17 protein-coding genes and 1 tRNA gene are annotated in these 17,514 nt (G+C 62.5%); 10 read left to right on the top strand and 8 right to left on the bottom strand.

Features of this window, described 5'->3' with window-relative positions; genetic code table 11:
• Nucleotides 1-14: 14 nt before the first annotated feature.
• The 3 genes from KF757_13510 to KF757_13500 all read right to left on the bottom strand — a co-directional run bounded on the left by KF757_13510 (nt 15) and on the right by KF757_13500 (nt 3,125).
• The gene (locus KF757_13510; protein MBX3323993.1) at nt 15-1,397 is read right to left on the bottom strand and encodes a hypothetical protein; all 1,383 of its coding nucleotides are present in this window, start codon (nt 1,395-1,397) and stop codon (nt 15-17) included.
• A 102-nt stretch (nt 1,398-1,499) separates the two neighbouring features.
• On the bottom strand, nt 1,500-2,075 hold the full coding sequence (locus tag KF757_13505; GenBank protein MBX3323992.1) for a GNAT family N-acetyltransferase: 576 nt from the start codon (nt 2,073-2,075) through the stop codon (nt 1,500-1,502).
• A 27-nt stretch (nt 2,076-2,102) separates the two neighbouring features.
• Nucleotides 2,103-3,125, bottom strand: a complete 1,023-nt coding sequence (locus KF757_13500) for a ketoacyl-ACP synthase III (protein MBX3323991.1) — start codon at nt 3,123-3,125, stop codon at nt 2,103-2,105.
• Between the two features lie 400 nt (nt 3,126-3,525).
• Here KF757_13500 and KF757_13495 point away from each other — a divergent pair, with 400 nt between their 5' ends.
• Nucleotides 3,526-4,071, top strand: coding sequence for a hypothetical protein (locus tag KF757_13495; protein ID MBX3323990.1), 546 nt, complete (start codon nt 3,526-3,528; stop codon nt 4,069-4,071).
• 89 nt (nt 4,072-4,160) lie between these two features.
• Here KF757_13495 and plsX read toward each other — a convergent pair whose 3' ends face one another.
• Nucleotides 4,161-5,195 (bottom strand): phosphate acyltransferase PlsX, encoded by a 1,035-nt coding sequence (gene plsX, locus KF757_13490; GenBank protein ID MBX3323989.1) that lies wholly within the window; start codon nt 5,193-5,195, stop codon nt 4,161-4,163.
• Between the two features lie 29 nt (nt 5,196-5,224).
• Nucleotides 5,225-5,425 carry a 50S ribosomal protein L32 gene (rpmF, locus tag KF757_13485; protein ID MBX3323988.1) on the bottom strand — a complete coding sequence of 67 codons (201 nt, stop codon included), beginning with the start codon at nt 5,423-5,425 and terminating at the stop codon, nt 5,225-5,227.
• A gap of 239 nt (nt 5,426-5,664) precedes the next feature.
• On the opposite strand from rpmF, the gene KF757_13480 reads away from it, so the two are divergent.
• Together KF757_13480 and KF757_13475 are read left to right on the top strand one after the other, a co-directional pair.
• Nucleotides 5,665-6,264: a hypothetical protein gene (locus KF757_13480; GenBank protein ID MBX3323987.1), complete on the top strand. Its 600-nt coding sequence runs from the start codon at nt 5,665-5,667 to the stop codon at nt 6,262-6,264.
• A gap of 199 nt (nt 6,265-6,463) precedes the next feature.
• Nucleotides 6,464-6,536: transfer RNA gene (locus tag KF757_13475), tRNA-Lys, on the top strand.
• 78 nt (nt 6,537-6,614) lie between these two features.
• Here KF757_13475 and KF757_13470 read toward each other — a convergent pair.
• The 3 genes from KF757_13470 to KF757_13460 all read right to left on the bottom strand — a co-directional run bounded on the left by KF757_13470 (nt 6,615) and on the right by KF757_13460 (nt 8,329).
• Nucleotides 6,615-7,115, bottom strand: coding sequence for a hypothetical protein (locus tag KF757_13470; protein ID MBX3323986.1), 501 nt, complete (start codon nt 7,113-7,115; stop codon nt 6,615-6,617).
• Nucleotides 7,116-7,213: 98 nt separating this feature from the next.
• On the bottom strand, nt 7,214-7,822 hold the full coding sequence (locus KF757_13465; protein MBX3323985.1) for a hypothetical protein: 609 nt from the start codon (nt 7,820-7,822) through the stop codon (nt 7,214-7,216).
• A 138-nt stretch (nt 7,823-7,960) separates the two neighbouring features.
• Nucleotides 7,961-8,329 carry an RNA-binding protein gene (locus KF757_13460; protein ID MBX3323984.1) on the bottom strand — a complete coding sequence of 123 codons (369 nt, stop codon included), beginning with the start codon at nt 8,327-8,329 and terminating at the stop codon, nt 7,961-7,963.
• Between the two features lie 513 nt (nt 8,330-8,842).
• On the opposite strand from KF757_13460, the gene hisG reads away from it, so the two are divergent.
• From hisG to KF757_13425, 7 genes are all read left to right on the top strand, one after another.
• A complete protein-coding gene (gene hisG, locus KF757_13455) occupies nt 8,843-9,709 on the top strand; it encodes an ATP phosphoribosyltransferase (GenBank protein MBX3323983.1) in 867 nt (288 codons plus the stop codon).
• Between the two features lie 15 nt (nt 9,710-9,724).
• Complete coding sequence (locus tag KF757_13450; GenBank protein ID MBX3323982.1) at nt 9,725-10,804, top strand: histidinol-phosphate aminotransferase family protein; 1,080 nt, start codon at nt 9,725-9,727, stop codon at nt 10,802-10,804.
• Nucleotides 10,801-11,394 carry an imidazoleglycerol-phosphate dehydratase HisB gene (gene hisB / locus KF757_13445; GenBank protein MBX3323981.1) on the top strand — a complete coding sequence of 198 codons (594 nt, stop codon included), beginning with the start codon at nt 10,801-10,803 and terminating at the stop codon, nt 11,392-11,394. Before KF757_13450 ends, hisB begins: the two co-directional genes overlap by 4 nt.
• Before the next feature lie 3 nt (nt 11,395-11,397).
• Nucleotides 11,398-12,027 (top strand): imidazole glycerol phosphate synthase subunit HisH, encoded by a 630-nt coding sequence (gene hisH / locus KF757_13440; GenBank protein MBX3323980.1) that lies wholly within the window; start codon nt 11,398-11,400, stop codon nt 12,025-12,027.
• Nucleotides 12,021-12,776 carry an imidazole glycerol phosphate synthase subunit HisF gene (gene hisF, locus KF757_13435; protein ID MBX3323979.1) on the top strand — a complete coding sequence of 252 codons (756 nt, stop codon included), beginning with the start codon at nt 12,021-12,023 and terminating at the stop codon, nt 12,774-12,776. Before hisH ends, hisF begins: the two co-directional genes overlap by 7 nt.
• Nucleotides 12,773-15,625 (top strand): histidinol dehydrogenase, encoded by a 2,853-nt coding sequence (gene hisD, locus KF757_13430; protein MBX3323978.1) that lies wholly within the window; start codon nt 12,773-12,775, stop codon nt 15,623-15,625. The genes hisF and hisD overlap by 4 nt, the downstream gene beginning before the upstream one ends.
• A gap of 415 nt (nt 15,626-16,040) precedes the next feature.
• Nucleotides 16,041-17,159 carry a tyrosine-type recombinase/integrase gene (locus KF757_13425; GenBank protein ID MBX3323977.1) on the top strand — a complete coding sequence of 373 codons (1,119 nt, stop codon included), beginning with the start codon at nt 16,041-16,043 and terminating at the stop codon, nt 17,157-17,159.
• Nucleotides 17,160-17,514 lie beyond the last annotated feature (355 nt).

Here is a 17,514-nt window from a genome sequence, read left to right as displayed (position 1 = left end):
CCGCATCAGGTCCTTCACTGCTCCCGATACAACCTCAGCATCAACTCCAGGTCGCGCGCATCAATCACGCCGTCATAGTTTGCATCACTCCGCAAACTCCCCGCGTTGTGCCAGTCCAGATACTTCCCCAGCTCGTCCGACGTCACCCGACCGTCACGATCCAGGTCGTAACTCTGCAGAAACAACCGCCTGTCACGCTCAAGCGTCAGCATCTCAAGCCGCCGCTCCCATTCATCCGGCGACATCAGCCCATCCCCATTCAAATCACTCTGACGCGACGCATGCTCAAACTGCATCCGAAGCATCATCGCACCCTGTCTGGCAGCCCATTCCATCATCTCATCGCTCATGCTCTGAGTCGCCGCATGGAACGCCGCAGTCTCCGCCTCATCGAGCACCCCGTCCCCATCCGCATCAAACGACATGTAATCCGGACTCGGCGGCATGTCCTGCATCATCGCCGCACGCAGTTCCTCCGGGCTCATATTCTCAAGACGCATGGCTTCAAAAAACTTCTCCGCCACCGCCCACGACATCATCGCTTCGTTCTGCATCTCCATCATCGCATCGCGTTGCGCCTCGATCTGCGCAAGCGTCGCCGCACGCTGCTCCTCGCTCAGATGCGACAGATCCATCTCAAACGCCGCATCCATCATCTCCGTAAACCTCGCCTTTGCCGCAGCCCGGCCCGCATCACGCTCCGCATCACTCAGCACCCCGTCATAATCCGTGTCCCACGCCTCCAACTGCGCACGCTCCAGCGCCCCCGACATCGCCCCGGTTCCCGACATCGTTTCCATGATGGCCATGCGCTCATCCATGCTCAACTTGCCATCGCCGTCCGTGTCAAACCGATCAATAAAGTACGGGTGATCCGTCGCCATCATCAGCGACACGTTCTCCTTCATGAACATCTCGAACTCTTCGTCCGTCACCTGCCCGTCGCCATCCACATCAAGCGATCGAATCATCTCGAACTCGATCATCGACGTATTGATCATCCACAGCGCCGAACGCTCTTCCCCATCAAAGAACGCATCCAGCAGCGCCAGCATCGTCGCCTCAAGCTCGTTGTAAGGCCGATCCGCGTCCCGATTCGCACGCACCCACGCCCACGCCGCCTCAAGCCGCTCCGCATCGCTCTTGCCCTTCACAGGCTCCGCGCGCGCCAACTCCGCCTCCAGCCGCGCAAGCGACGCATCCTGCACACGCGCCGCATCCGCAGCCGCACGCTCCTGCGCCTCACGCGCCACAATTTCCATCTCCATCGCCTCAAGTTTCGCTCGCGCAGCCGCACGCTCCTGCTCCAGACTCTTCATCAACGCAGGAACCCCCAAAAACGCCCCCGCCCCGACCAAAACCACCAACGCCAGCACAACCCCCAAGATCCACTTCATAATTGGCTCCCTTCAAGCATCCGCTTACCACTATATAGGGATTCCATCCCGCCACGTTGCACCGCGCACACCCCAAACCAGATCCGCCCCCATTGCCGCACCCTACGCAATCCGCTCCATCAGCCCCGCCCTCACCCGCAGCCACTCGCTCCCAACCACCGAATACATCGCCGTACTGCGCAAAAAACCATCCGACATAATCACGTTCTGCCGCAGAATCCCCTCAAACTGCGCCCCAAGTTTCAATATCGCCGCTCGCGATCGCGCGTTCCGCTCATCCGTCTTCAGACAAACCCGAATCGCCCCCAACCGCTCAAACGCGTGCTCCATCAAAAGAAACTTGCACGTCGGATTCACCCGCGACCCACGCGCTCCAGGCCCATACCACGTCCACCCGATCTCCAGCCCACGATGCGCCGCCCGCACATCCAGATACGTCGTGATCCCCACCGCACGCCCCGCATCCATCACACAAAACGGCACCGTCAACGCAGGCCCACGCAAGTACTCAATAAACGCCCCCATCCCCGCCTCATCCAGTCGCTCAGGCCCACGCGAAAAATATCGAAACGTCTCCAGCGATTCCGCCGCGCGCGCAAGATCCCCCGCATGCTCAGCCATCAATGGCTCAAGCCGCACCGCACCATGCTCAAGTATCACAGGCTCAGCCCACGCCATGGGAATGTATCCGCAAGCGCCCGCGCTTCACATCTGCCACAGACTGCTCGCCCACGTCAGCCCACCGCCAAACGCGACAAACATCACCTTCATGCCCGGCTTCACACGCCCCGCACGCCGCAACTCATCCAGACACAACGGCACCGACGCCGACGACGTATTCCCGAACCGATCGATGTTCACATACAACTTCTCAGACGGGATCCCGAACCGCTCTCGCGCAGCCTCCAGAATCCGCACATTCGATTGATGGCAGATGTACAGATCCACATCCGAAGCCAAAACGCCACCACGCAAAAGCGTGTCATCGATCAAATCACAAAATGTCTTCACCGCAAACTTGAACACCGCACGCCCGTTCATGTGCAGCCGCCCAAGCATCTCCCGCTCCGTCACCTCAGGCGGAAAATCCGCATCACAGTGCGGCAAAAACAAATCCTTCCACCCCGACCCGTCAGAATGCATCGCCTGTGCAATGATCCCACGCGAAGGGTCTTCATCCGCCTCCAGCACCGCGCCCGCCGCAGCATCCCCGAACAGAATCGCCGTCCCACGTCCGCGCGTCGTGTATTCCACATACTGCGTCAGGTGCTCAGCCCCGATCACCAACGCGCGCCGCGCCGACCCGCACCGAATCATGTTGTGCGCAACATTCAGGCTGTACACAAACCCCGAGCACGCCGCAACAAGGTCAAACGCGCCCCCGCTCCCGCCCCCCAGCTCATCCAGCACCCGACACGCTGTCGACGGGCACGTCGTCTCCGCCCCCACCGTCGCGAGAATCAGCAGGTCAAGATCCGCGCTCGTCACCCCGGCATCCGCAAGCGCCTTCCTCCCCGCCTCCACCGCAAGATCACGCAGCGTCTGCTCAGGCTCAGCAATATGCCGCACCGCGATCCCCGTCCGCTGAAGGATCCACACATCCGAGGTGTCCATCATCGCCTCAAGATCAGCATTCGTGATCGTCCGAGGCGGCACATACATCCCAGTGCCCGCGATGCGCACCCCGCAGGCTCGTGATGGCAAAAATTCGGATGAGTTCAATGTCATGCGGTGTCCAGGCCCTGAATCGCTTCGGCTACAAATCGAGCCAAATCATAGCGTGCCAAAATTCACCACCCCCACAAACCGCCACCCCAACCACTGGGACTCGTCCCAACGGCTAACACATCCCCTACTCCCTCTCCCAGACACCCCAAACACCCACGCTTCTTCACCCACGCCGCAACATGACACGATGGCGAACACAAAGTCTCCATAGCCCGACACCCCCCTCAAAAAAGTATTTTGCACCCAGTGCACTTTACCCTTGCCTTTTCACCCGCACTCTCGATATTCTCAGTGGCGTTCGGGCCTCGCGCAGCGAGGTGTTTGAGCGATTCAGAATGGAGAGAGTCCTGCATCGCGCAAGATTCTGTAGGCGTGCGTTCTTAGAAAATGGAGATTTGAGATGAAATATCGTGCAATGCTTGTGGCTATGGGTTTCTCGGCATCCGTCGCATCGGCTGTCGATTTTGACTTCGAAGCCGTCCCCGCAGGACCAGTGGTCGGCGACATCCTCATGCTCTCCTCGCAAGGGGTCAACGTCACCTTCTCCGCCCTCGGACTTCAGGTCCGCGACTTCGGGGCCTCCTTCGGCAACACCGGTCACGTCCTCTCCTCCGAGTTCGACTCCGGACCAATCACCGTCACCTTCGATCAGGCCGTCCTCTCCGTCTCCTTCGAGAACGTCATCAACGGCCGCTACTCCGGCGAAATCGACTTCATCGACGCATGGGCATACGACGCCGCAAACAACCTCGTCGATAGCGTCTCCGCATCCGCCGCCGATTTCATCACCCTCAGCGGCAGCGGCATCGTCAAGGTCGTCTGGCAGGAAGCAATCTCCGGCGAAGGCTTCGTCGTCGACAACGTCTCCTTCACCATCCCCACCCCCGCCGCAACCGCCCTCCTTGGCTTTGGCGCCCTCGTCGCCACCCGCCGCCGTCGCGCATAATCACCCATCAGCCAACACAAAACCAAAGGGAGCGTCCATCACAGGACGCTCCTTTTTCTTTTCTTGTTTCGCGTCTGTCCGACACGCGCTCACGCCCGCTCAGTCACCTTCCCCATCCGACTCTCAACCTCCGCAATCCGCGCAACAATCGCCTCATTCACTCGCGTCTGAATGAACGCCTTGCTGTTCCGAATCGCAGCCGTGATCGTCCGAGGCTGGCTCGAACCGTGCGCAATCATCATCGCGCCATTCACCCCCAGCAGCGGCGCCCCACCAAACTCGTGATAATCGTTCTTCGCATAAATCTGCTTCACGATCGGTTCAAACTTCAACGCCAACTCCGGGTCCGCCGAAAAAATCTCCGACGCAATCGCCTCGAACAGACTCTTGGCCATCCCCTCCGCCATCTTCAGGATCGTGTTCCCCACAAATCCATCCGTGATGATCACGTCCGCCGCCCCCGCAAAGAAATCACGCCCCTCCACATACCCGATGTAGTTCAGGTCCGGCGTGTTCCGCAGAAGATCCCGAGCCTCCTTCACCAGGTCCGAACCCTTCGCCTCTTCCGACCCGATGTTCATCAGCGCAACCCGCGGCGATTCAATCTTCAGCACCTGCTTCGCAAGCGTGTCCGCCATGATCCCGTACTGCCACAGATGCGTCGCCTTCGGCTCAGGATTCGCCCCCGCATCGCACAGCACAATCGGACCATGAAACGCCGGAATCGTCACCGCAATCCCAGGCCTGTGCACCCCAGGCAGCCGCTTCATGTTCATGATCGCAGCCGTCACACACGCGCCAGTGTTCCCCGCGCTCAACACCACCTCGCAAGGCTCCTCCACTTTCGAAGAACCCAGCAGCGACATCTTCACAATCGAACTCTCAGGCCTCCCACGCACCGCAAGCGCCGGAGGCTCATGCATCCCGATCACATCCGATGCGTGCGCAAACAGCAGCCGAGGATCATCGATCCCCCACTCCAAAAGCATTTCTCGGATCAACGGCTCAGGCCCCACCAGGACCAGACGGTCCTCGGGCGCCAGCAGCGGCAGCGCTCCAACGCATCCCTTCAAGATCGCTTCAGGCGCGTGATCGCCGCCCATCACGTCGACAGCCAAACGCATCGACGGCTACTCCCAACGACCCGAAGGTCTTAGTCCTTGGAAACCCCGATGCCCAGCTTCTTCACACGAATTACCAGCCCAGGACGCACATACCCCGACTGCTTGCACGCCTTATGGTGCAACTTCGGCGTCCCGCTCAAGGGGCAAATCGTCGACTGCACCGGATTCAGCGCATCGTGCGATCGACGACGACGAGTACGCCCATAAGACTGCCTATGTGTAGGTTGCATTGACCCTGACTCCTGCGGACCTCCCGATCGCCCGCTTCATTGTGAACTGCACTAAAGAACCGCTCCACTGACCCCAGCCGCATTCGAACGGCCCAAAACCCCTAAACCCGGAGCACGCAAACCATAGAACGCTCCTGCTCCCCGGTCAATCAAACTCATCCCCACAACACACCAAACAGAACACTCTCAAATCAATCTCGCACCCAGACCTCCGGAAAACCACGCTACACTCTCCGCACATGTTCAACGAAGGCGGCATCGTCGAGACCATTCAACTCTTCTCCTGGGCACTCGCAGCGCTCCTCGCGATCATCATGGCCGTCCGACATCGAGCACGCCGAAACCTCGCCTTTGCATGCTGGCTCGCATTCCTCGCAATCGCATGCGCATTTCGAGAACTCGACACTCACATATACCTCAACCCCGAAACCCTCGGCAACTGGGGCGTCCGATACCGCATCGACTGGTGGCTCTCGCCCCAGGCCCCCGTCATGCCACGCATCGTCTGGGGCACGATCGGCATCGCGACCCTTCTCGCCGCCATCCTCCCGCTCATCATCGCACGCCCACGCTTCTTCGTTCTCCTCCGCGCACGCGACCACGTCATGCTCTGCTTCGCAGCAGGCGCCGCACTCATCCTCTTCGGCTATGCCGCAGACGACCTCATCGGTCGAGGCCTCATCGTCAGCCGCGAGATTTCAAAACCAATCGAAGAATCCGCAGAACTCTTCGGCGTCTTCGCAATCCTCCCAGGCTTTGCACTCCTCATCAAGTCCCCTCTTCTCGCACGCCAGGATGCCGCCCGCCTTCGCCTCACAAAGCCCGCCAAAACCAATTAAGCCCCCCCCATCACAACGCACCACGTCCCTTCAATCCGCCACCTATTGAACACCATCGACCCCTCCCCACATCTCACACCACATCTCACTCCACATCTCACTCCACATCATTCACCGCATTGCCCACGCCCCACCGCCCCGCTACCATTGCCCCAGCCCGTGGCGACCAGCCCAAAAAGCCCGCCACAGCAAAATCCACGCCTCCCTAGCTCAGTTGGTAGAGCAGCTGACTCTTAATCAGCGGGTCGAAGGTTCGAGTCCTTCGGGGGGCACTTCCGCTTGACGCCGCACGACATCACCTCGCGGCTCGCATCCTCCCCAGCCCCGTCTCCGAGTCGCCCCACCCCGCGTCATCTCTCGCTGCCTCCCTTCCCCCCACCCCATCCCTCCTCAACCCTCACCACAACCCACGTCACCGCGATCCACCCCAGAATCGCCGGATACTGGTTCCACGCCGGCAGCGTCTTCTCATGCATGATGAACATCGTCAGCATGAACGTCCCGAACAACCCCGCCGCAAAACTCAACCCGATCCGCGCAAGCCCCACACGCCGCGTTCCCGAGGCCGCAGCCGCAACCAGCAGCCACCCAATAACCGCCTCGCTCAGCCCGATCACATACTGCGACCCCACCGCGATCACCTTCACCATCGCCTCATTCGGCTTCTCGTCATACAACGGGTCCAGAAAATACGTCCACACCGGCACAAACTGCATCGGCACCCGGTCATGCCCCAGGCTCGGAATCAGCGTCACCAGCGCCGCCGCCAGCTGAAACACCCCGAACACCGCCAGCATCACCGTCCCAACCCCAGGCAGACAACCAACCAACTTCGCACTCTTGCTTTCCATGTTCCGCTTCTCCTATCTCACGCCTTCTCACCAGTGATTCACGCCCTCTCATACCGCAGCCCAACCATCCAGTTGCACCGCACCCCCATTCCCCCCGCTCACACCGCCCTAAGCCTCCTCACAATCCGCCGAATGCGCCGCCTCATCACCCACCGCTCGACAGATTCGATCAACCGAAAAGTCATGCGGTCAAACCAATTCGACGCCGCCCCCATCGCCTCGATCGATGGCATCCACACCGTCATCTGCACCGCGCTCCCCGACGCCCGAGGCTCAACACGCACCGCCAACTTCATCGGCCTCCCCACCACCGCTCCCGTGTACTCCGGCGCCGAATACTCCGCCATCCCCTCCGGATCCAGCGCAGCCGCAACCCTTATCCACGGCGCCGCGAGATTCTCCTGCTCAAAAACCAACTCCGCCGCAAACTCCGCATCGCTCTCCCCCGGAATCACAAACACAAACACAGGCCTCCCGCCACGCTCTGCCCCCACACGCACCCATCCCCCCTCTGCATTCGTCACCCCATCTGCCCGAATCAAAAACGACGCAAGCACCTTCGGCTCGCGCAGCACCCGCGCCAACTCACGCGCACCCGAACGATGCCTGCACCAGAACTCCATGCTCCCAAAATCCGAAACCTTCAGCAGATCCGCAGCCCGCACCGCCTGAGGCTCCACCATCGCACCTGCTTCCTCATCCGCCATCATCAACCTCCAAACCCGCCCGCCAAGTCTACTGCAAAACGCTCGCGACGCAGCTCATATAATAAATCCACAAAAAGCAAAAGGGCCGAAGCACAACGCCTCGGCCCTCTGTGAATTCTTCACGAACTCGAAAGTGGCTTACCAGCCGCCGCCGCTGCTGCGACCGCCGCGACCACCACCGCCTCCGCCGCCGCCGTAGCCACCGCGACCACCGCCGCCGCCACGACCGCCACCAAAGCCACCGCCGCCGCCACCCGGACGGTTCTCACGAGGACGAGCCTCGTTCACCGTCAGGTCACGACCACCGATGTTCTGCCCGTTCAGCGCTTCGATCGCCGCACGACCTTCGTCGTCATTGGCGAACTCGACAAAGCCGAACCCACGCGGGCGGCCAGTCTCACGATCCATCACCAGCGTCGCCGAGGTAACTTCGCCGTGCTGCGAGAACAAATCACGCAGTTCCGATTCCGACATACTGAAACTCAAATTTCCGACATACAGCTTCATGGCTGCCTTCCAATCCTGCCCCTGAAACCTTTGTACCGCTGCTTGAACTCGGGCAAGAGAAAGCGTCGGGAACCAACTGGCCCAGTCACCATTGACCAGCGCTCAGCAGAGATCGGGAGAATGGTATGCCCCCCCTCATCTCAAGAGTCAAGTCCCAACACCATCACAAATAGGGTGGAAACCACACCATGACCCGCCTGTTCAGGTGGTTTGGCCCCCATCCCCACCTGTATTCGCCACAAATCTCTCGGCACGATCCCATCCAATTCACCACAAAACATCCATTTCAAACATCATCTCTTGACCACCCCCCGCCCAACGCTATCCTCTCCACGTCATGGCCACAAACCTGTTTCAACATCATCATCACCACGCACATCCGCACCGCCGGACGCGATCGTGATCTGATGGCCACATCCATCCACTGATCCAAACGCCGGCACCGAGCCGGCGTTTTTCATGGACCAACCATGACGCCCGCTCGGCTCCCCGCACAACACCCGGAGCATGAGCATGAACAACAAAACCACAATCCGCTTCGCCCTCCCCAAAGGCCGAATGTTCGACAGCGTCACCGCACTCCTCAACGACGCAGGCATCCGAATCGCCCAATCTTCACGCGACTACCGCCCCACCACCGCACTCGAAAACTTCGACACCAAAATCCTCAAACCACGCGCCATCGTCGAAATGCTCGCAACCGGCCAACGCGATCTCGGCTTCGCCGGCGCAGACTGGGTCGCCGAAGACAACGCAGATCTCGTCGAACTCCTCGACACACGCCTCGACCCCGTCCGCCTCGTCGCCGCCGCCCCCGAATCCATCCTCACCGCAGGCCGCCTCCCCAATCGCCCCATCATCCTCGCCTCCGAATACACCAACATCGCCGCACGCTGGATCGCCTCCCAAAACCTCGACGCAACCCTCATCCGCTCCTACGGCGCCACCGAAGTCCTCCCTCCCGAAGACGCCGACTGCATCATCGACAACACCGCCTCAGGCTCAACCCTCGCCGCCAACGCCCTCGTCATCATCGACCAGCTCATGACCTCTTCCACCCGCATCTACGCCTCCCGCGCCGCCATCAACTCCCCCGAAAAACGCCCCCGCATCGAATCCTTCGTCATGCTCGTCGCCTCAGTCCTCGAAGCACGCACCCGCGTCATGCTCGAACTCAACGTCTCCTCCGAAAACCTCGCGCGCGTCATCGAGATCCTCCCCTGCATGCGCGAGCCCACTGTCTCACCCATGCACGCCGGAGCAGGCTACGCCGTCAAGTCCGCTGTCCTGCGCAACCAACTCCCCACCGTCATCCCCGCCATCAAAGCCCGAGGCGGAACCGACATCGTCGTCACCACCCCGCAACAAATCGTCCTCTAACCCACCACACAACCCATGCAACCTTCAACCACCACTCAACTCCCCTTCGCCTCGCGCGCCGCCACAGCAAGCGCATATTCCCGCGCCGTGCCCGCAAACATCGACCTCTTCCTCGACGCCAACGAAGGCCCAGCCCTCAACCTCACTCCCCCACCGCCCTCTCCCGATCTCCTCCGCCGTTACCCCGACTCCGCACCACTCGAACGCGCCATCGCCGCGCACTACAACATCGACCCCGCCCGCGTCATCGTCACCGCCGGAGGCGACGACGCCATCACGCGCCTCTGCCAGACCTTCCTTGAGCCAGGCCGCTCCATCCTCCTCCACGACCCAACCTTCGTCATGATCGCGCGCAGCGCAGCACTCGCCGGCGCCGACCTCATCCGCATCCCATGGATCCAAGGCCCATTTCCCACACCAACCTTCCTCAACGCAATCACCGACAACACCACCCTCATCGCACTCGTCTCACCAAACAACCCCACAGGCCTCGCCATCGACCCCCACGCACGCACCCGCATCATCAACGCCGCACGCGATCGCAACATCCCAATCCTCTTCGACGCCGCATACGCCGAGTTCGAAGACGCAGACCCCACGCCCGACCTCATCGCCCAGCCTCACCTCACCATCGTCCGCACATTCTCCAAAGCCTTCAGCCTCGCAGGCCTCCGCGTCGGTTACGCCATCGCGCCCGCCACCATCGCCCCACGCCTCCGCGCCGTCGCAAGCCCATACCCATGCTCCGCCTACGCCCTCGACATCGCGCTCAACGCATGGCACAACCGCGCACCCATGCTCGCCGCCGTTGAGCGCATCCGCCACGAACGCGACGCGCTCACCGCAACCCTCACCGCCCTCAACCTCCGCCTCACTCCATCACAAGCAAACTTCATCTTCGCGCGCACCCCCCACGCTACCCACATCACCGCCGCACTCGCCGCCCGCGGCATCGCCATCCGCTCCTTCCCATCCGAACCATCCCTCGCCGACGCCCTCCGCATCACCCTCCCAGGCTGCACCGCATCCTTCGACCGCCTCACCCGCGAACTCACCTCCATCATCACCCACCTCAACTCGGAGCAACTGTCATGACAACCCCCCGCACTGCCACCATCGAACGCACCACCTCCGAAACCGACATCCGCCTCACCCTCACCCTCGAAGGCTCCGGCCAATCCTCAATCTCCACCGGCCTCCCATTCTTCGATCACATGCTCACCGCCCTCACACGCCACAGCCTCATCGACCTCTCCCTCACCTGCACCGGCGACCTCCACATCGACGATCACCACACCATCGAAGACTGCGCCATCGCACTCGGCTCCGCATTCAACCAGGCCCTCGACGACCGCGCACACATCCACCGCTTCGCATCCACGTACGCCCCACTCGACGAATCACTCGTCCGCTGCGTCATCGATCTCTCAGGCCGCCCAGCCCCACACATCAACCTCCCATTCACCCGCCCCACCATCGGCCCAATCGCAACCGAAAACATCGCCCACTTCTTCACCTCTTTCGCCATCTCCGCCCGCTGCGCACTCCACCTCGACCTCATCCGAGGCACCAACGACCACCACCGCGCCGAAGCCGCATTCAAAGCCTGCGCACTCGCACTCCGCTGCGCAATCGCCATCGACCCACGCTCACCAGGCATCCCCTCCACCAAAGGATCCCTCTGACCCATGCCCATCTCACCACCAACCGCCGTCATCGTCAACACCGGCGTCGCCAACACCGCCTCCGTCGCCGCCGCACTCTCACGTCTCAACATCGCAGTCACGCTCTCCACCGATCCCAAAACCATCGACGCTACACCACTCCTCATCCTCCCAGGCGTCGGCACCTTCGCCGCTGGCATCGAAACCCTCCGACAAAACTCTCTCGAAAAAATCATCACACAACGCATCGCCGACGACCGCCCCACCCTCCTCATCTGCCTCGGCCTCCAACTCCTCGCAACCTCATCCGACGAATCCCCACACACCCAAGGCCTCGGCATCATCGACGCACACGTCACCCGCTTCCCACCCACCGTCCGCGTCCCGCAATTCGGCTGGAACTCCATCACCCCCGATCCTGCCGCAACCCTCCTCACCCCCGGCGACGCATACTTCGCCAACTCCTTCCGCCTCACACACTGCCCCCCAGGTTGGCACGCCGCATGGGCCGATCACGGCGGACCATTCATCGCCGCACTCCAGCGCTCACGCATCCTCGCCTGCCAATTCCACCCCGAACTCTCCAGCCGCTTCGGCTCCGAACTCCTCCATCGCTGGCTCGCACTCTCTGCCCAGGAACTCTCCCAATGCTGAAACAACGCATCATCCCATGCCTCGACATCCGCGACGGCCGAGTCGTCAAAGGCGTCCGCTTCGCCAGCCTCCGCGACGCCGGAGACCCCGTCGAACAAGCCTCCCGCTACGAAGCCGACGGCGCCGACGAAATCGTCATGCTCGACATCTCCGCAACCCTCGAGTCCCGACGCGCAGCACTCCACACCATCGGCCAACTCCGCGCCGCACTCTCCATCCCACTCTCCGTCGGCGGCGGCATCCGCACCATCGACGACGCACTCGCAATGCTCGACGCCGGCGCTGACAAAATCGCCCTCAACTCCGCAGCCGTCAACAACCCACGCCTCATCGCCGACCTCGCCACCCGCGTCGGCACCCAATGCGTCGTCCTCTCCATCGACGCAGCATCTCACGCCCAAAACGCATGGCACGTCGTCACCCGCTCCGGCTCACACCGCACCACACTCGACGCCATCGACTGGGCACGCACCGCACAATCCCTCGGCGCCGGCGAAATCCTCCTCACCAGTTTCGACCGTGACGGATGCCAGTCCGGCTACGACCTCAATCTCATCGCCGCCGTTGCCGACTCCATCAACCTCCCCATCATCGCCTCAGGCGGCGCAGGCTCCGCCGCCGACATGCTCGCCGCATTGAGCGCCGGAGCGCACGCCGTCCTCGCCGCATCAATCTTCCACGACCAACTCACCACCATCGCCACAATCAAATCACAACTCGCCGCACAAGGCATCGAGATCCGATCATGATCATCCCTTCAATCGACCTCATGCAAGGCTCCACCGTCCAACTCGTCGAAGGACGCGAAAAAGTCCTCGACGCCGGAGACCCACGCCCCATCATCGACCGCTTCGCACTCGTCGGCGAAGTCGCCGTCATCGACCTCGACGCAGCCCTCTCCAAAGGCTCCAACGAAGTCCTCATCCGCCAACTCCTCCACCACGCACCATGCCGCGTCGGAGGAGGAATCCGCTCCGAACAAGCCGCCATCAAATGGCTCGACGCCGGCGCCGCCAAAGTCATCCTCGGCACCGCAGCAACCCCCGATATCCTCCGAAACCTCCCACGCAACCGCGTCATCGCCGCACTCGACGCACGCGACGGCAACGTCGTCGTCGAAGGCTGGACCAAACCAACCAACATCCCCATCGAAGAACGCATCGATCAACTCCGAGACTACGCCGCACACTTCCTCATCACCTTCGTCGAACGCGAAGGACGCATGCAAGGCCTCGACATCGACCGCGTTCGCGCACTCGTCAAACGCGCAGGCCCAACCGTCCGCATCACCATCGCCGGCGGCGTCCGCTCCCCCGCCGACATCGCAAACGCCGACGCCGCAGGCGCCGACGCTCAAGTCGGAATGGCCCTCTACACCGGAGCATTCGACCTCGCACAAGGATTCTGCGCCCCACTCCGCTCCGACCGCCCCGACAACCTCTGGCCCACAATCGTCACCGACGAACGCGGCACCGCCCTCGGCCTCACATACTCAAACCTCCAATCCCTCCGTGCCGCCCTCGATTCCAAAACCGGCGTCTACTTCTCCCGCTCACGCAACGCCCTCTGGCACAAAGGTCAATCCTCAGGCTCAACACAAAAACTCCTCCGCATCGACACCGACTGCGACCGCGACACCCTCCGTTTCACCGTCACCCAATCCGGCACCGGCTTCTGCCACACCGGCGACTTCTCATGCTTCGGCCCCGCAACCGGACTCACCGCCCTCAACCGCACCATCGCCACGCGCATCACCAACGCCACACCCGACTCCTACACCGCACGCCTCATCGCCGATCCCACACTCCTCCGCGCCAAACTTCTCGAAGAAGCAACCGAACTCGCCGACTCCACCACCCCCTCCGAAACCGCACACGAAGCCGCCGACCTCATCTACTTCGCCCTCGTCACCGCCGCCGCCCGAGGCTCAACCCTCCAGCACATCGAACAACAATTCGACCAGCGCGCCTCACAACTCTCCCGCAAACCCGGAAACGCAAAACCCACACCCACTCACACCGCTTCCGCTTCTCAGGACGCCGGACCTCAGGACGCCGGACCTCAGGACGCCGGAACTTTGGGCGCACACACAACCCCCGAATCACCCCCAACCCCCAACGCCCAAAGGTCCGGGTCAAACTACCACAACTCCCCACCAACTCACTTCGCTTCCGCGCCTCTGGACGCCGGACCTTTGGGCGCACACACAACCCCCGAATCACCCCCAACCTCCAACGCCCAAAGGTCCGGGTCTTTCCCACCCCAACCCACCGACATCGAGCACACCGCTTCCGTGCCTCAGGACGCCGGACCTTTGGGCGCACATGCAACCCCCGAATCACCCTCAACCCCCAACGCCCAAAGGTCCAGGTCTTTCCCACCCCAACCCACCGCCATCGAACACACCGTCGCCTCCATCATCTCCTCCGTCCGCACCCAGGGCCCCGCCGCCGTCCGCAATCTCGCCATCCGCTTTGGCGAACGCTCACCCACCCAACCTCTCGTCCTCACCCCCGACGACATGCACGCCGCCCTCCACGCTCTCAACCCCGACGACCGCGCCCTCCTCGAGCGCACCGCCGAACGCATTCGCACCTTCGCACTCGCACAGCGCGCCAGCATCACCGAAACCTCCATCCCCATCCCCGGCGGCACCGCCGGCCACACCATCGAGCCCGTCGCATCCGCAGGCTGTTACGCCCCCGCAGGCCTATACCCACTCCCTTCCTCCGTCCTCATGACCGCAATCACCGCACGCGCCGCAGGCGTCCCACGCGTCGTCGTCGCATCCCCCGGAGCACACCCCCTCAACCTCGCCGCAGCCGCAATCGCAGGCGCCGACCACTTCCTCGCTGTAGGCGGAGCACACGCAATCGCAGCACTCGCCCTCGGCCTCTCAGGCCCCACCGGCGACGCACTCGATCCCGTAGACATCATCGTCGGGCCAGGCAACGCGTACGTCACCGCCGCAAAACGAGCCCTCTTCGGCACCGTCGGCATCGACATGCTCGCAGGCCCCAGCGAACTCCTCATCCTTGCCGACTCAACCGCCGACCCACGCCTCATCGCCGCCGACCTCCTCGCCCAGGCCGAACACGACGAAAACGCTCGCGCAAACCTCGTCACCACCGACCCCGCACTCATCCACGCCGTACGCGCCGAACTCGACCAGCAACTTCTCTCGCTCCCATCACGCCACATCGCCGCAGCAAGCCTCGCCTCCTCCTCGCTCACCCTCGCCCGCGACCTCGAAGACGCGATCGCATTCACCAACCGCGCCGCCCCCGAGCACCTCCAGATCATGACCGCAGACCCGCACGCCCTCGCCACGCGCATCCGCAACGCTGGCGCCATCTTCCTCGGCCACGCCTCCGCCGAAGTCCTCGGCGACTACGCCGCAGGCCCAAACCACACCCTCCCAACCAACAAAACAGCCCGCTTCTCCGCAGGCCTCAGCGTCTCACACTTCCTCCGACTCCGAACCTACATCTCCATCACCGACCCCGCCGCCGCAGCCCCGCTCCGCGCCGACGCAATCCGCCTCGCAAACCTCGAAGGACTCCAAGCACACGCAAACGCAGCACAATTACGCAATTGATCCCACACCCAAACCCACGCCTCCGCCGGACGCCGGACGCCGGATCTTTGGGCGCACACGCAACCTCCGTATCACCCAAAACCCCCAACGCCCAAAGGTCCGGGTCTTTCCCACCCCAACCCACCAACATCGAACACACCGCTTCCGCGCCTCAGGACGCCGGATCTTTGGGCGCACACAACCACCCATCACCCAAAACCCCCAACGCCCAAAGGTCCGGGTCTTTCCCACCCCAACCCACCAACATCGAACACACCGCTTCCGCGCCTCAGGACGCCGGATCTTTGGACGCACCCAACCACCCGCATCACCCAAAACCCCCAACGCCCAAAGATCCGGGTTCAATCCACCACAAACTCCTAACTCCATAACCCTCGCCCTGTTGCAACCCGCCTCACCTTGCCGATCTCGAAGAGTGCCCCGCGCCTGTTTCCAACTCGACGAACGCACCGCACCCGCACTCCGCCACCTCTTCTCCGACTTCCTGCTCTTCCTCCGCGTCGAGTGTGGCCTCGCCCCAACCACCATCGAGGCCTACGCCCGCGACACCCGCGACCTCATCACCCACCTCTGCGATTCCACCATCACCACCCCAGCCGACATCACCCCGCGCACCCTCACCCAGCACATCGCTGCCCTCTCGCGCGATCGCAAACTCGAGCCCTCATCCCTCACACGCCACATCTCCACCATCCGCATCATCTGCCGCTGGCTCCATGCCACCGCACGAATCCCCACCAACCCCGCCGACATTCTCGACCGCCCCCACACCTGGCGTCACCTCCCCGCTGTCCTCTCCCCCACAGAAATGCGAACCCTCCTCGCAAACCCAAATCCCTCAACCACATCCCCAGACGCTTCAACCACATCCCTGGACGCTTCAACCAAATCCCCGGACGCCGGATCTTTGGGCGCACCCTCAACCCCCCTCCCCACCACAACCCCTGGAGCCCAAAGATCCGGGTCAAACCCAAACCCCACGCCCAACGACGCATCCCCCGCCCTCCACCTCGCCCTCAACCTCCGCAACCGCGCCATCCTCGAAATCCTCTACGCCTCAGGCCTACGAGCCTCCGAAATCCTCACCCTCTCCCTCGCCGACCACCACGAAAAAACCCAGACCCTCCGCGTCCTCGGCAAGGGCAATAAACAACGCCTCGTCCCCATGGGCGATCCCGCCGCTTGCGCCCTCCGCGACTATCTCCTCTATGCCCGCCCTCTCATCCTCACCGCCGCCCACGCCGCCGAAGGCCGCGACAAAGGCCGCATCTTCCTCTCCAAAAACGCTCGCCCACTCACCCGCGCACGCCTCTACACCATCGTCCGCGACGCCGCCCGCGACGCAGGTCTCAAGCACACCCACCCCCACATGCTCCGCCACTCCTTCGCAACCCACCTCCTCGCAGGCGGCGCCGACCTCCGCGTCGTACAGGAACTCCTCGGCCACGCCAGCCTCACCACCACCCAGATCTACACCCACGTCGACCAATCCCAACTCAAATCCGTCCACAAAACCTACCACCCCCGCGCCTGACCACCGAACCAATCTCACGAACCCCACACCCAAACACAACACCCAACCACCCACCCCCATCGAATCCCCACTTCGCTCCCGCGCCTTTCGACGCCGGATCTTTGGGCGCACACACACCCCCGAATCACCCCCAACCCCCAACGCCCAAAGATCCGGGTCAGACCCACACCAAAACCCCTCACCCACTCACTTCACTCCCGCGCCTTTCGACGCCGGATCTTTGGGCGCACACACAACCTCCGAATCACCCCCAACCCCCAACGCCCAAAGATCCGGGTTCAACTTACCCTAACCCCCACTCACTTCGCTCCCGCGCCTCAGGACGCCGGATCTTTGGGCGCACCCAATCACCCGC

The sequence above is a fragment of the Phycisphaeraceae bacterium genome, assembly GCA_019636795.1.
Taxonomy (GTDB): domain Bacteria; phylum Planctomycetota; class Phycisphaerae; order Phycisphaerales; family UBA1924; genus JAHBWW01.
The sequence above is the reverse complement of the archived record's forward strand: the minus strand, read 5'-3'. Positions and strand labels throughout refer to the sequence as shown.

Bases quoted from the DNA above. Each gene is read 5' to 3' on its own strand.
- KF757_13510 (MBX3323993.1), bottom strand. From the start codon at position 1,397: ATGAAGTGGATCTTGGGGGTTGTGCTGGCGTTGGTGGTTTTGGTCGGG.
- KF757_13505 (MBX3323992.1), bottom strand. From the start codon at position 2,075: ATGGCGTGGGCTGAGCCTGTGATACTTGAGCATGGTGCGGTGCGGCTT.
- KF757_13500 (MBX3323991.1), bottom strand. From the start codon at position 3,125: ATGACATTGAACTCATCCGAATTTTTGCCATCACGAGCCTGCGGGGTG.
- KF757_13495 (MBX3323990.1), top strand. From the start codon at position 3,526: ATGAAATATCGTGCAATGCTTGTGGCTATGGGTTTCTCGGCATCCGTC.
- plsX (MBX3323989.1), bottom strand. From the start codon at position 5,195: ATGCGTTTGGCTGTCGACGTGATGGGCGGCGATCACGCGCCTGAAGCG.
- rpmF (MBX3323988.1), bottom strand. From the start codon at position 5,425: ATGCAACCTACACATAGGCAGTCTTATGGGCGTACTCGTCGTCGTCGA.
- KF757_13480 (MBX3323987.1), top strand. From the start codon at position 5,665: ATGTTCAACGAAGGCGGCATCGTCGAGACCATTCAACTCTTCTCCTGG.
- KF757_13470 (MBX3323986.1), bottom strand. From the start codon at position 7,115: ATGGAAAGCAAGAGTGCGAAGTTGGTTGGTTGTCTGCCTGGGGTTGGG.
- KF757_13465 (MBX3323985.1), bottom strand. From the start codon at position 7,822: ATGGCGGATGAGGAAGCAGGTGCGATGGTGGAGCCTCAGGCGGTGCGG.
- KF757_13460 (MBX3323984.1), bottom strand. From the start codon at position 8,329: ATGAAGCTGTATGTCGGAAATTTGAGTTTCAGTATGTCGGAATCGGAA.
- hisG (MBX3323983.1), top strand. From the start codon at position 8,843: ATGAACAACAAAACCACAATCCGCTTCGCCCTCCCCAAAGGCCGAATG.
- KF757_13450 (MBX3323982.1), top strand. From the start codon at position 9,725: ATGCAACCTTCAACCACCACTCAACTCCCCTTCGCCTCGCGCGCCGCC.
- hisB (MBX3323981.1), top strand. From the start codon at position 10,801: ATGACAACCCCCCGCACTGCCACCATCGAACGCACCACCTCCGAAACC.
- hisH (MBX3323980.1), top strand. From the start codon at position 11,398: ATGCCCATCTCACCACCAACCGCCGTCATCGTCAACACCGGCGTCGCC.
- hisF (MBX3323979.1), top strand. From the start codon at position 12,021: ATGCTGAAACAACGCATCATCCCATGCCTCGACATCCGCGACGGCCGA.
- hisD (MBX3323978.1), top strand. From the start codon at position 12,773: ATGATCATCCCTTCAATCGACCTCATGCAAGGCTCCACCGTCCAACTC.